General features: G+C 72.2%; 12 protein-coding genes. 3 read left to right on the forward strand and 9 right to left on the reverse strand.

Going from position 1 to position 13097, the window contains the following annotated elements; genetic code table 11:
- Nucleotides 1–68: 68 nt before the first annotated feature.
- A complete protein-coding gene (locus V5E28_RS22370; RefSeq protein ID WP_336208963.1) occupies nucleotides 69–722 on the forward strand; it encodes a hypothetical protein in 654 nt (217 codons plus the stop codon).
- 74 nt (nucleotides 723–796) lie between these two features.
- Here V5E28_RS22370 and whiA read toward each other — a convergent pair whose 3' ends face one another.
- From whiA to V5E28_RS22410, 8 genes are all read right to left on the reverse strand, one after another.
- The gene (gene whiA, locus V5E28_RS22375) at nucleotides 797–1777 is read right to left on the reverse strand and encodes a DNA-binding protein WhiA (RefSeq protein ID WP_336208964.1); all 981 of its coding nucleotides are present in this window, start codon (nucleotides 1775–1777) and stop codon (nucleotides 797–799) included.
- A 71-nt stretch (nucleotides 1778–1848) separates the two neighbouring features.
- Nucleotides 1849–2766 carry a gluconeogenesis factor YvcK family protein gene (locus V5E28_RS22380; RefSeq protein WP_336209002.1) on the reverse strand — a complete coding sequence of 306 codons (918 nt, stop codon included), beginning with the start codon at nucleotides 2764–2766 and terminating at the stop codon, nucleotides 1849–1851.
- Nucleotides 2767–2852: 86 nt separating this feature from the next.
- Nucleotides 2853–3722: an RNase adapter RapZ gene (gene rapZ, locus V5E28_RS22385; RefSeq protein ID WP_336208965.1), complete on the reverse strand. Its 870-nt coding sequence runs from the start codon at nucleotides 3720–3722 to the stop codon at nucleotides 2853–2855.
- Nucleotides 3719–5620, reverse strand: coding sequence for an excinuclease ABC subunit UvrC (gene uvrC, locus V5E28_RS22390; RefSeq protein ID WP_336209003.1), 1902 nt, complete (start codon nucleotides 5618–5620; stop codon nucleotides 3719–3721). The genes rapZ and uvrC overlap by 4 nt, the downstream gene beginning before the upstream one ends.
- 97 nt (nucleotides 5621–5717) lie before the next feature.
- Complete coding sequence (locus V5E28_RS22395) at nucleotides 5718–6134, reverse strand: Rieske (2Fe-2S) protein (RefSeq protein WP_336208966.1); 417 nt, start codon at nucleotides 6132–6134, stop codon at nucleotides 5718–5720.
- 76 nt (nucleotides 6135–6210) lie between these two features.
- On the reverse strand, nucleotides 6211–6675 hold the full coding sequence (locus tag V5E28_RS22400; protein WP_336208967.1) for a Rieske (2Fe-2S) protein: 465 nt from the start codon (nucleotides 6673–6675) through the stop codon (nucleotides 6211–6213).
- Nucleotides 6676–6780: 105 nt separating this feature from the next.
- Nucleotides 6781–7212, reverse strand: coding sequence for a Rieske (2Fe-2S) protein (locus tag V5E28_RS22405; protein ID WP_336208968.1), 432 nt, complete (start codon nucleotides 7210–7212; stop codon nucleotides 6781–6783).
- A gap of 344 nt (nucleotides 7213–7556) precedes the next feature.
- Nucleotides 7557–9554 (reverse strand): hypothetical protein, encoded by a 1998-nt coding sequence (locus tag V5E28_RS22410; protein WP_442945851.1) that lies wholly within the window; start codon nucleotides 9552–9554, stop codon nucleotides 7557–7559.
- Nucleotides 9555–9753: 199 nt separating this feature from the next.
- Here V5E28_RS22410 and V5E28_RS22415 point away from each other — a divergent pair, with 199 nt between their 5' ends.
- On the forward strand, nucleotides 9754–10896 hold the full coding sequence (locus tag V5E28_RS22415; RefSeq protein WP_336208970.1) for an alkaline phosphatase PhoX: 1143 nt from the start codon (nucleotides 9754–9756) through the stop codon (nucleotides 10894–10896).
- Nucleotides 10897–10981: 85 nt separating this feature from the next.
- Nucleotides 10982–11833 carry an SGNH/GDSL hydrolase family protein gene (locus V5E28_RS22420; RefSeq protein WP_336208971.1) on the forward strand — a complete coding sequence of 284 codons (852 nt, stop codon included), beginning with the start codon at nucleotides 10982–10984 and terminating at the stop codon, nucleotides 11831–11833.
- A gap of 36 nt (nucleotides 11834–11869) precedes the next feature.
- Here the strand turns inward: V5E28_RS22420 and V5E28_RS22425 are convergent, their stop codons facing one another.
- The gene (locus V5E28_RS22425) at nucleotides 11870–13060 is read right to left on the reverse strand and encodes a PucR family transcriptional regulator (protein ID WP_336208972.1); all 1191 of its coding nucleotides are present in this window, start codon (nucleotides 13058–13060) and stop codon (nucleotides 11870–11872) included.
- Between the last annotated feature and the right edge of the window lie 37 nt (nucleotides 13061–13097).

The raw sequence follows: 13097 nt of genomic DNA on the forward strand, positions 1-13097 counted from the left end.
CAATTTGCGAGGTTCGAGTAAAGTGCCCGACTCGTCGGAGTAAATTCAGGCATTCTCTGGGGGCTGAGATGTCACACAAGCGGTCCGGCCTGCTTCCCGGACTGATGATCGGGTTCCTCGCCATGCTGCTCGGCACGGCGGGGGTCGGCGCGGGCATCTTCTTCACGCCATGGCTGCCACGCTCCCTCCACACGTTCGCCGATGGGATCCCCTTCGTCATCGGCCTGTCGGTCGTGGCCGGCCTGCTGGTCGTGCAGGCGATGGTGCTGGTACGGCCAGGCGCGCGCACGCTGCCCCCGATGGCAGCCCTGTACGCCGGCGCCGCCACGGCGCTCGGCCTGACCGCGGGCCGGGCGGCGCAGGACGCCCGCTTCCCGCCGGTCGACCAGTTGCCCCAGGGCACGGCGGCCTCCTACCCGGGCCTCACCCTCGACACCTTCGTCGAGGCCGTCCCCGCTGCGGCCGCGCTCTTCCGCGACCCGCTGGAGGTCTCCTGGCTGGCGTGGACGTCCGTCGCCGCGGCCGCCCTGGTGGCCCTCACGCTCGTCACCCTGCGGGTGCGCCGGGTACGCCGCCTCGGAGCAGCCACGACCGACCCGGCGAAGGCGGTGGAGGAAGAGGAGCCGGAGTATCGGGCCCCGTTCGAGCCCCTCCAGACGTCCAAGCCCGCCTCGCGCCCGACGGGCAGCCTCTTCCTCCCGCAGGACCGCGACCCCGCCTGACCCGCCCCTCCACGTCCGCCCCGTGTGTCCCCGTCCGTCTCCCCCTGAAGGGCGGGGCACACCCGGTCCCCACGTCAGGGCGCCAGCATGTCCACCGTGAGGTTGGCCTCGGTGTTGGGGATGCCCATGTCGGAGGCGCGCTTGTCGGCCATGGCCAGCAACCGCCTGATCCGGCCCGCGATGGCGTCCTTGGTCAGCGGCGGGTCGGCGATCTGGCCCAGCTCCTCCAGGGACGCCTGCTTGTGCTCCACCCGCAGCCGCCCGGCCACCACGAGGTGCTCGGGCGCCTCGTCACCGAGGATCTCCAGCGCCCGCTGCACCCTGGCCCCCGCCGCGACCGCCGCGCGGGCCGAGCGGCGCAGGTTGGCGTCGTCGAAGTTGGCGAGCCGGTTGGCGGTGGCCCTGACCTCGCGCCGCATCCGCCGCTCCTCCCAGGCCAGCACGCTGTCGTGCGCCCCGAGCCGGGTGAGCAGCGCGCTGATGGCGTCGCCGTCGCGCACCACGACGCGGTCCACGCCGCGCACCTCCCGGGCCTTGGCGTGGATCTTCAGCCGCCGGGCCGAGCCCACCAGGGCCAGCGCCGCCTCCGGCCCCGGACAGGTGACCTCCAGCGACATGGACCGTCCCGGCTCGGTGAGCGAGCCGTGGGCGAGGAAGGCGCCACGCCAGGCCGCCTCCGCGTCGCAGGACGCCCCCGCCACGACCTGACGCGGCAGGCCGCGCACCGGGCGCCCGTGGTTGTCGATCAGCCCCGTCTGGCGGGCGAGCGCCTCACCGTCACGGTAGACGCGCACGACATAACGTGATCCCTTGCGCAGCCCGGCGGGCGCGAGCACGAGAACCTCCGCCTTGTGGCCGAACACCTCGCCGATGTCCTTGATCAACCGTCGTGCGGTCGCGTTGGTGTCGAGCTCCGCCTCGATCACGATGCGCCCGCCCACGAGATGCAGGCCGCTGGCGAACCGCAGCAGCGTGGACACCTCCGCCTTGCGGCAGCAGGGCTTCAACACCGGCAGGCGGCTCAGCTCGTCCTTCACCACACCCGTCATCGCCATAAGCGTTAGTCCTCCCCCATTCAGACCGGCTCTCAGCAGTCTCTCGCACCTTTTCGCCGCGCCGACCAGGATCAACGCTTCTGGAGGAAAATCTCGTCCAGGACGGAGGCAAGACGTCGTGGGTCATGTCTCGGGGAGCCGTCGGAGGCGGCCACGTCGGCCATGACCAGCCGCGCGCCGAACGCCGCGGCGGCCTTGTCCAGGGCGTCGAGGTCGTCGACGACTCCGGCGTCGGCGAGCACGACGTCGAGTGCCAGGCCGGGGGCGTGCTGCCTGAGCACCTCCAGGTGCTGCTGCGGGGAGAAGTCGTCGGTCTCGCCCGCCTGCGGCGCGAGGTTGAGCGTCACGAGCCTCTTGGCCGTGGTGCGGTGCAGCGCCCGGGCGAGCTCGGGCACCTTCAGGTGCGGCAGCACGCTGGTGAACCACGAGCCGGGCCCGAACACCACCCAGTCGGCCTCCAACACCGCCTCGACGGCCTCGGGCCGGGCGGGCGGGTCCTCGGGGACCAGTGTGATCGCCTGCACCCGGCCGGGGGTCAGCGCGCACGCCACCTGACCGCGCACGATGGAGATCACCCCGTCGAGCTCCACCTCGGCGACGATGTCGAGCGGCACCGACGCCATCGGCAGCACCCTGCCGTGCGCGCCGAGCAGCCGGCCCACCCAGTCGAGCCCGGCGACGGGGTCGCCGAGCAGCTCCCACAGCGCCACGATGAGCAGGTTGCCCACCGCGTGCCCGTGCAGGTCGCCCTCGCTGCGGAAGCGGTGCTGGACGACCTCGCTCCAGGTGCTGCCCCACTCGTCGTCCCCGCACAGCGCGGCCAGCGCCATCCGCAGGTCACCCGGGGGAAGGACGCCCAGCTCGCGCCTGAGCCTGCCGCTGGACCCGCCGTCGTCGGCGACGGTGACCACCGCGGTCAGTCCGTCGGTCACCGCGCGCAACGCCGACAGCGAGGCGTAGAGGCCGTGACCGCCGCCCAGGGCGACCACCTTGGGGCCGCCGGGCGGAGGCTGCGCCCTCGCCCAGGTCGACGTCCGGCTTAAGTCGCTCCCGGCCGGGCCGTGGCGTTCAGCGGTCACTCCCGCCCCACATCCCGGTGGCTCACCTGAACTTCCATGCCGCGATCTCGCAGCCGGCCGGCGACCTGCTCGGCCATGGCGACGCTGCGGTGCTTGCCGCCCGTGCAGCCGACCGCCAGCGTCGCGTAGCTCTTGCCCTCGCGCGCGTAACCGGTGGCGATGACCTGCAGAACCTCCTCGTAGGCGTCGAGGAACTCCTTGGCTCCGGGCTGGCCGAGCACGTAGTCGCGCACGGCCGGGTCCATGCCGTTCATCGGCCGCAGCTCGGGCACCCAGTGCGGGTTGGGCAGGAACCGGCAGTCGACCACGAGGTCCGCGTCGACCGGCAGGCCGTACTTGAACCCGAAGGACACCACGTTGACCCGCAGGCCGGGCCGGTCCTCGCCGCCGAAGTAGGCGACGATCTTGTTGCGCAGCTCGTGCACGTTGTGCGCGGAGGTGTCGATGACCAGATCGGCGTTGGCGCGCACCTCGCGCAGGATGCCGCGCTCGCGGGCGATGCCGTCGACCAGGCGGCCCTCGCCCTGCAGCGGGTGAGGGCGGCGCACGTTCTCGAAGCGGCGCACCAGCTCCTCGTCGCTGGCCTCCAGGAACACCACGCGGACGCGGACGCCTCTGCCCTCGAGCTCCTCGATGGCGGCGTTGAGGTCGGTGGTGAAGGCGAGGCTGCGGACGTCCACGACGGCGGCGACCTTGTCGGCCGCGAGCTTGACCTTGCCCGCCTCCTCCGCCATGGCGAACAGCAGCCCCGGCGGCAGGTTGTCGATGACGAACCAGCCGAGGTCCTCCAGGGCCTTGGCCGCGGTGCTCCGCCCCGCACCCGACATGCCGGTGACGATGACGAACGCCGGCTCGGTGGTGTTCACTGTCCCTCCCCCTTCAGGGTCGACACGATCACGTCGGCGGTGGCCGGGCCGATGCCCGGGACCTCGCAGATCTCCTCCGCGGTGGCCTCGCGCAGTTTCTTGACGGAGCCGAAGTGCTTGAGGAGCGCCTGACGGCGCGCCGGTCCGAGGCCGGGCACGCTGTCGAGCGCGCTCTCCTTCACGGACTTGGACCTCTTGGCTCGATGGTAGGTGATGGCGAACCGGTGTGCCTCGTCTCTGACGCGTTGCAGCAGGTAGAGGCCCTCGCTTGAGCGAGGCATGATCACTGGTTGGTCGTCGCTGGGCAACCACACCTCCTCCAGCCGCTTGGCCAGGCCGACGACGGCCACGTCGTCGATGCCGAGCTCGTCGAGCGCGCGCTGCGCGGCGGCGGCCTGCGGCCCGGCGCCGTCGACGACGACCAGGTTGGGCGGGTAGGCGAACTTGCGCGGCTTGCCCGTCTCGGGGTCGATGGGGCCGTGGGCGTCGTCCTCCGCGGCCAGCTCGCCGGTGGCCGAGCGCTCCTCCAGATAGCGCCTGAAGCGGCGCATGATGACCTCGTGGATCGAGGCGACGTCGCCTTCCTTGGTCTTGACGGCGAAGCGGCGGTATTCGCCCTTGCGGGCCAGGCCGTCCTCGAACACCACCATCGACGCCACGACGTTCTCGCCCTGCAGGTGGGAGACGTCGTAGCACTCGATGCGCAGCGGCGCCTGGTCCAGGTCGAGCGCGTCGGCGATCTCCTGCAGCGCCTTGCTGCGGGTGGTCAGGTCGCCCGCGCGGCGGATCTTGTGCTGGGCGAGCGACTCCTTGGCGTTGCGCTCGACGGTCTCCATCAGCGACTTCTTGTCGCCGCGCTGCGGCACCCGGACGTCCACCCGGGCCCGGCGCTGCTCCGACAGCAGCTCGACGACCGCCTCGTCGTCGGGCGGCAGCACGGGCACGAGGACCTCGCGGGGCATCGACTCGGCGCTGGCCTCGCCGTACATCTGCAGCAGGAACTGCTCGACCAGCTCGCCGGGCGTGGTCTCCTCGACCTTGTCGACCACCCAGCCGCGCTGGCCGCGGATGCGCCCGCCGCGCACGTAGAACACCTGGACGGCGGCCTCGAGCGGGTCCTCGGCCAGGGCGATCACGTCGGCGTCGGTGCTCTCGCCGAGCACGACCGCCTGCTTCTCCAGCGCCCTCTGCAGCGCCTGGATGTCGTCGCGCAGCCGGGCGGCGCGCTCGTACTCCTGCTCGGCGGCGGCCTGGCGCATGTCCTTTTCGAGGCGCTTGATGAAGCGGGTGGTGTTGCCGCCCATGAAGTCGCAGAAGTCCTCGGCCAGGTCGCGGTGCTCGTCCGGGGTCACCCTGCCGACGCACGGCGCCGAGCACTTGTCGATGTAGCCCAGCAGGCACGGCCTGCCGATCTGACCGGCCCGCTTGAAGACCCCCGCGCTGCACGTGCGCACCGGGAAGACGCGCAGCAGCAGGTCGACGGTCTCGCGGATGGCCCAGGCGTGGGAGTAGGGGCCGAAGTAGCGGGTGCCCTTGCGCTTGGCGCCGCGCATCACCTGCACGCGCGGGAAGTCGTCGCCCATGGTGACCGCGAGGTAGGGATAGGACTTGTCGTCGCGGTACTTCACGTTGAAGCGCGGGTCGAACTCCTTGATCCAGGAGTATTCGAGCTGCAGCGCCTCGACCTCGGTGCCGACGACCGTCCAGTCGACGTCGGCGGCGGTGGTCAGCATGGACTGCGTGCGCGGATGCAGGGCGGAGAAGTCGGCGAAGTAGGAGTTGAGCCGCTGGCGCAGGCTCTTGGCCTTGCCGACGTAGATCACTCGGCCGTGGGCGTCGCGGAACCGGTAGACCCCGGGGGAATCGGGGATGGAGCCTGGTCTGGGCCGGAAACTCAAGGGGCTGCCCGCTGATCTCGCCACGATTCCAGCCTAATGGCCCGCACCGACAAGGTTGCCCGCCGTACGTTCGACCAGGTACGGCGGGCGGCCGGGCTCAGGCGAGCGTGATCTGGTCGCCGTCCACCTTGATCTCCTGCGCGGCGAGCGGCTCGGTCGCGGGCCCCTGGGCCACCGAACCGTCCGCGATCTTGAACTTGCTGCCGTGACACGGGCAGTTGATGGTTTCGTTCTCGACGCTGGCCACCGCGCAGCCCTTGTGCGTGCAGGTCGCGCTGAAGGCCTTGAACTCGCCCGCCGTCGGCTGGGTCACCACGATCTTCTGGTCCTTGAAGATCGTGCCGCCGCCGACGGGGATGTCGGCGGTCTTGGCCAGCTCTCCGCCGGCCGCCGCGGCGCTCGACGAGGACGGCGAACCGGCCGCCGGCGCACTCGCGGAGGGCGCGGCGGCCGGAGTCTCGCCGCAGGCGGTCAGGGCCAGCGCCAGGCCACCCACACCGACGCCGGCGATCACTGTTCTACGGCTCTGAAGGTCTTGTCCCATGCGGCATACCCAAGCGCACGCACGTGAGAAATTGATGAATAACGCCTTAGGCCAGCCTGATCTTGCCTCCCGACACATTGATCTTTTTCTCTGCGAGCGGCTCGCCGGCGGGGCCCTGGGCCACCGAACCGTCCTCGATCTTGAACTGGCTGCCGTGGCAAGGGCAGTTGATCACACCGTTCGAGACGCTGGCCACCGTGCAGCCCTGATGGGTGCAGGTCGCGCTGAACGCCTTGAACTCCCCCTCCGTCGGCTGGGTGATGACCAGCTTCTGGCTCTCGAATATCTTGCCGCCACCGCTGGGAATGTCGCTGATGTCGGCGAGCGCCTTCGGCGCCTTGGCCTTCTTCTTCGGAGCGGCTGACGACGCCTCGTCGCCGGCGGGCTCTTCGGCCGGATCCACCACCGCCTCGGTAGTGGGCGAACCATAGCTGGCACAGGCGGTCAGAACCGCAGCCAGCCCGGCGCCTCCGGCTCCGAACACCACCGCCCGGCGCGTCGATTCGGTCATGGTGCGTCCTCCCAGGTATTGGGTTTCACTTCAGGTACGTCCAGCTCCCCGATGCCGGTTCAGCCTGGCGTCTCCCAATCCGCCGCACCACGCACATTTACCTGTTCAGACCACCACGATGCCGTCGCCCTCGACCCTGACCTGATAGGCGATCAACGAGCCGGTCGCGGGCCCCGTCATCACCTGACCGGTGTCGGCGGCGAACTCGCTGCCGTGGCACGGACACCTCATGACGTTGTCCTCGGGCGATCCGACCGAGCATCCGCGATGCGGGCAGAGCGCGCTGAACGCCTTGTAGACGCCCGCCGTCGGCTGGGTCACGACGATCTTCCACTTGCGCACCACCGTGCCGCCGCCGACGGGCACCTCGGCCGTCTTGGCGATGACCTGCCCCTTGATCCCGGGCACCTGCTTGGCCTCCGCGTCCCCCGTGCCGCACCCGGCGACCGCCAGCCCGCAGGCCGCCACTCCGGCGGCTCCCAGCACCTCGCGGCGCCCGATCGCGGGCATGGCGAAGCCCCCCTCAGCAACCGTCATCGTCGCCGACCCCTCCGCGTCTCCGCTGACCCCCTGCAGGTCAGACCGTTACCGTCGTTTCACCCTAGGGGCCGTACCCCTCGGTCCCGTCAGCGGGTGGTCGGCGGTCGGTCAGCGACGGCCGGGACGCCTGGGGGCATGACGGCCCTCACCGGCCCGCGCTGGCGGTGACGTCCCCGGGCGGCGGTGGCGTTCGTCCCGCCGTCCGGTCGTGCCGTCCCTGCACGTGGGCCGCGAATGGCCGGACGGCGCAGGTACGCCGGGCACCGCGGTGGTCGTGACCATGTCGATCATCGCCGGCCGTTGCCCGAGCTCGACGTTCCACGGGGACGAGGGGCCGCCGGTCAGCGCGGGTCCGACCGGCAGGGCTCGGTGCCGCACACGTCCACCACGACCCCCGTCTTGAGGAAGATCGCCTTCTGGAGCTGCGCGGCCGGGGTGCGCCGGGGGTCCTCGTGCGGATCGGTGCCGTGGGTGCCCTCGACGGGCGGGGTGTTGGTCAGCGGCGGCGCGGGGGTCCCGCTGTCCCAGATGACCAGCGCCGACCCGGGGTGCGCGCCGCGGAAGCCCCGCAGCCCCCAGTAGGGCGTCGCGTCGGGAGAACGGCCGGGCGCCAGCGCCGGCGTCCGCAGCCGGGCGCCGATGGTCCGGGCCTGCACGTCGGCGGTGACGGTGGCCACCTGGTGGTCGCCGAAGGCCACCTGCATGAGCACGCGGTGCCGGGGCGTCCCCGGATACGGGTCGCCGGTCATGTGCGCGGCGTAGCCGTCGGCCTCGCCGCGGTCCCACAGCATCTGCATGAGGGCGAGGATGAGCTGCTGGTCCAGCCGGTCGGGGTAACTCCGGTCGAAGGCCGCCTGGAAGGGCGCCGCGTCGGAGCTGCGGTTGAACAGGGTGCTGTAGTTCATGCCGGTCACCCCGAGCGAGCCGTGCCGGATGTCCTTAGACAGGGCGACCAGCGCGCCGCCGAGGATGCCGCCCTGGCTGTTGCCGTCGAAGACCAGATCCTGGCGGACGTCGACGAGCGGCCTGCCGGCGGCCGTGCGGAACGCCGGATGGGCGACGAACCCGTCCTTCGCGGTCATGGCGCGGCCCAGGAACATGAAGTTGAGGAATCCCTGCTGCGTACGATCAGGAACGGTGTGGAACCGCGACATGTCAGCAAATGTCGCGATGACGTTGGGGATGTCCTCGTCGGCCATGCCGATCCACTTGGTGGCGCAGAACGCGAAGCCGTGCCGCTGGGCCATGGTCTTGACGTTGCCCGCGCCCACCTCCGTCTGCCTGCCAAGCAGCCCGTGGCCGTAGAGGGACGGCCTGGCCGGGCGGGTGAAGGCGACACGCGGGATCTCGCAGCGGAACGGCGCCGCCTGCTCGTTGCCCGGCAGCCTGGCCGGACGCCCGTCGGGCCCGTAGTGCATCCCCGAGCCCGGCGGCCCGCCGGGCTGGTCGAGGTAACTCGGCACGCGGACGACGCCCTCGACGCGGCGCGCGATCTCGTCGTCCTGCTCGGCCGTGAAGTCGGTGACGGAGGTGACCTCGAAGGCCGGCGACCGCCCGCCGAGCTCGCCCAGGGCCTCGTCCCGCATCGCCAGCGCCCGGCCGGCCAGGCCCCGCTCGCTCGCCACCGTGAAGTCCCAGGCGAGGTGGAGCCCGTCGCGGCCGACGCCGTGCCGGCGCAGCCCGGCCAGCGCCGGCTGGAGCTGCCGCTGCCGTTCGCGCAGCTCGTGGCCCGGCGGCAGCTGCGCGCCGGCGATCGCGGCGAAGGCCGGACCGGCCGGGATCGGCGCCCCGGAGGCGTCGCGGAGGCCGCGCAGCGCGACCGCGTAGCGGTGGCCCTCGCGCAGGTTGCGGGCCGGGCGCACGATCAGCGCCTGACGCCCGGTCGGCGCGCCCGCGTCCAGCTCCGCCCAGTACGGCCAGCGCTCGCCGGTGGTGAGGTCGAGCAGCACGATCGGCGCGTGCCTGTCCAGCGACCTGCCGATGTCGGTGATCGGCGCCGCCCCGGTCCTGGCCAGGTCGAGGCCCGGCACCAGGGCCAGGAGCATCGAGCCCGGTGAGAAGCCGTCGCCGCGGTTCCACTCGGCCGGCGCGATCGGCACCCCGGCGGCCGACCTGGGCATCGCCTCGGTGGGGAAGGCGACGCGGCGGCCGGTGGCGGTGCCGCCGTCGGCGACGGTGAAGAAGTCGTTGGGGAACGGCAGCAGGCAGGCGCCGGGGTCTATCGGGTCGCACCCGGCGGCGGCGCCCGTGGAGGACTGCGCGGGCGCCGGCGTCGACGCCACGACGAGCACGAGGGCGGCCAGCGGCGCCAGGAATCGGGCAACGGCTCGCAAGGGCACCTCGGGGAGCGGCGTGGACGGGGGCGTACCGATGATCAGCCACCGTCATGGCCGCGTCAATGGCCTTCACCACCGCCGTTCGAGGTTTGTGACGGGTCACAGCGACGGCCGGTCGACTTTGCCGTCCCGTCCAATTCACAGGAGGCCGCGAACGGCTCATCGTGTGCTGCGAACGCCCTCACGCATGCTGGGAGTCGCCATGCAGCGCCGTACGTTCCTCCGCACGGTCTCCGCCGGCCTGGGAGCCGTGGCCTTCTCCGGCGCGCTCTGGCAGGAAGCGGCCCTGGCCGGGGTGACGAGGGTGGTGCGGGGAGCCGGCCCCTACGGTCCGCTCGGCCCGCCGGACGGCAACGGTATGGCGCTGCCCGCCGGTTTCACCGCCCGCGTGGTGGCCAGGTCCGGCCGCCAGGTCGGCGGCATCCTGTGGCACCCGGCGCCTGACGGCGGGGCCTGTTACGCCGCGGGGACCGGCTGGATCTACGTGTCCAACTCCGAGGTCCCGCTGATCGGCGGCGCCTCGGCGCTCAGGTTCCGGGCCGACGGCTCGATCGAGCGGGCCTACCGGATCCTGAACGGCACCAACCTCAACTGCGCCGGCGGCAGCACGCCGTGGAACACCTGGCTGTCCTGCGAGGAGATCTTCCGCGGCCGCGTCTACGAGACCGACCCGTACGGCGCGCGCGGCGCCCAGGCCCGCCCCGCCATGGGCCGGTTCAAGCACGAGGCCGCCGCCTGCGACCCCGACCGGCAGGTCATCTATCTCACCGAGGACGAACAGGACGGCTGCTTTTACCGGTTCACCCCCACCACCTGGGGCGACCTGTCGAGCGGGCGGCTGGAGGTGCTGTGCGGCACGGACCAGGTCGAATGGCGTCCCGTCCCCGACCCGTCCCCCGCCGTGCTGGAGAGGCAGACCCGCCACCAGGTGAGCGCCGCCCGCCACTTCGACGGCGGGGAGGGCTGCCACTACGCGGGCGGCGTCTGCTACTTCACCGCCAAGGGCGACCGCAAGGTGTGGGCGTACGACGCCGCGCGGCAGACGCTGGGCTCGGTCTACGACGGTGGCGGCACGCTCGACGGCGTCGACAACATCACCGGAGCGGCCTCCGGCGACCTCTATGTGGCCGAGGACGGCGGCAACATGGAGATCAACATCATCGCCCCTGACGGCGTGGTGGCGCCCGTGATGCGGCTCGACGGCCAGGGCGAGTCCGAGATCACCGGACCGGCGTTCTCCCCCGACGGCACCCGCCTGTACTTCTCCTCGCAGCGCGGCACCAGCGGCAACATCGCCGGCACCGGCGGCATCACGTACGAGGTGACCGGTCCCTTCCGCCACTGACCCCCGTCCCGCACCTCTTCCTCCCCCCTCGCCGTGCGTCACGGCGGCGGCCCACCCCCCACAGCTCCCTGAAGGGTGCCCTCACATGGTCCGACGAACGATGGTCGCGCTGGCCGCGGCCCTGCTGCTGCTCGGCATCGCTCCCCCCGCCCACGCCGCCGCCGAGGCGTACGTGGCCCTCGGCGACTCGGCGGCGTCCGGCCCGCTCGTACCCGACCAGGTCATCCCCGACCTGGGCTGCTGGCGCTCCAACCGCAACTACGCGCACCTCACCGCCCGGGCCATCGGGGCCGCGTCCTTCCGTGACGTCACCTGTTCGGGCGCCAAGACCCGCGACATGTACACGGCACAGGGCACGGACCTCGGCTCGGTGCCGCCCCAGCTCGACGCCTTACGCCCGGACACCACGCTGGTGACGGTGCAGATCGGCGCGAACGACGTCGGCCTGACCGGTTTCATCGAGGATTGCCTGAACCTCCTGCCGCCTCCGGTCGGCGACGCCTGCTATGACGACTACACCGACCCGAACGGGCAGGACACCTGGCGGCTCAAGACGGACGCACTGCGCCCGACGCTCACCACGCTCATCGGCGACATCCGGGCCCGATCGCCCCAGGCCAGGATCTTCGTGGTGGGATACGCCACCTACGCCCGCCCCAACGGCTGCTACCCGCGCGTCCCCATCATCAAGCGGGACGCCAACTACATCCGCGCGACCCTGCAGTACTTCAACCAGATGCTGGCCGAGCAGGCGGCCGCGGCCGGCGTGGGCTTCGTCGACCTGCAGACTCCGAGCGTGGGCCACGATCCCTGCGCCTCCCCGGGCGTGCGGTGGATCGAGCCCTACGTCCCGGCGGCGCCCGCCGCCCCGTTCCACCCCAACGCGCTGGGGATGCGCAACTTCGCCACCGTGGTGACGGCGGCCGTGACCTCCTGACCCGCTGACCCGCCCCGGCCGCCCGGCGGCCGGGGCTCACCTGGAAGCGGGCTGATCACCGGCGAGTTTGCGGCGGGCGGCCAGGGCCGCCCCGATGCGCTGTAACTGCGCCGGTTCCATCGGATCGAGCCCGGTCAGGCTCACCGCCCGGCGAAGCCGGTAGTCGACGGTGTTCGGGTGCACGTGCAGCAACTCAGCGGTGCGCCGCCGGTCCAGCCCGGTGTCCAGGTACGCCTTGAGCGTGCGCAGCAGGTCCGGATTGCCGAGCAGCGGATCGAGCAGCCCGGCGAGCCCGACCATCGCCTCGCTGGGCCGGGTCAGCTGGTATTCGAGCAACACGTCGGTGAGCCGGTACGCGCCGGGCGGACGCCCGAAGGACCGCACCACCTCCAGCACCTCTTCGGCCAGCTTCGCGGCGGCGGGCACCCGGGCAGGCTCGGCCCACTCCGCCGCGCCCCACACCGGCACGCCGGCGGCCCGTCCCGCGGCCTGCACCATGTCGGCGACCTCGCACCAGCCCGGCCCCTGCCCGGTCAGCGGCACCAGCACGAGCCCGCCGGTGGCGTCCAGCACCGACACCACCTGCTCGGCCGCGTGCCGCTGGAAGGCCGCGCGGAGGCGGTGCAGCTTGCGCCGCCCGGCGATCGCGCCGCCCGGCTGGTCCGGCCCCTCGTCCGCGTGCGCGCCGAGCGCGGTGGCCACCACCAGATATCGGGGGGCGAGCCGGACCCCGGCCAGCGCCGCCCGGTCCCCCGCCAGCAGCGCCGTGACGGTGGCGTGCATCGCGTGCTGCTCCTGGCTGAGCATGACCTCGCGCTCCTCCAGGTACGCCGCGCAGACGGCAGAGGTCACCGACCCGGTATAGGAGAGGATCAGCCGGTTGGCCGCCAGCACGTCGTCGAGGTCCCCCGGCCCGGCGGCGGCGAACAGGTGCTCCCACACCCGCGTCACGCCCAGGTGGTAGGCGGCCAGCAACGCGTCGAGCGGCACCCCCTCCTGGGCGCGCCGCGCCGCGGACGAGCGCAGCGGCGCCAGCTCGGCCCGCGTCGGCGCCCGCCGGTCGCGGAACATGTCGCAGATCATCCGCAGGTTGTGCTCGGTGATCCGGGTGATGTCGCCGTCGAGCTCCTCCCGAGGCAGCCGCCGGTAGAGCGGGATCTCCTCGGCGAAAGCGCTGACCAGCTGCCTGGCCAGGCGCACGAGCCGCCCCTCCAGCAGCTCGTGCACGGGACACCCGCCCAATGAGAGCGGCCGCGGCGCATCA

It is taken from the genome of Nonomuraea sp. LPB2021202275-12-8 (assembly GCF_037044575.1).
Taxonomy (GTDB): domain Bacteria; phylum Actinomycetota; class Actinomycetes; order Streptosporangiales; family Streptosporangiaceae; genus Nonomuraea.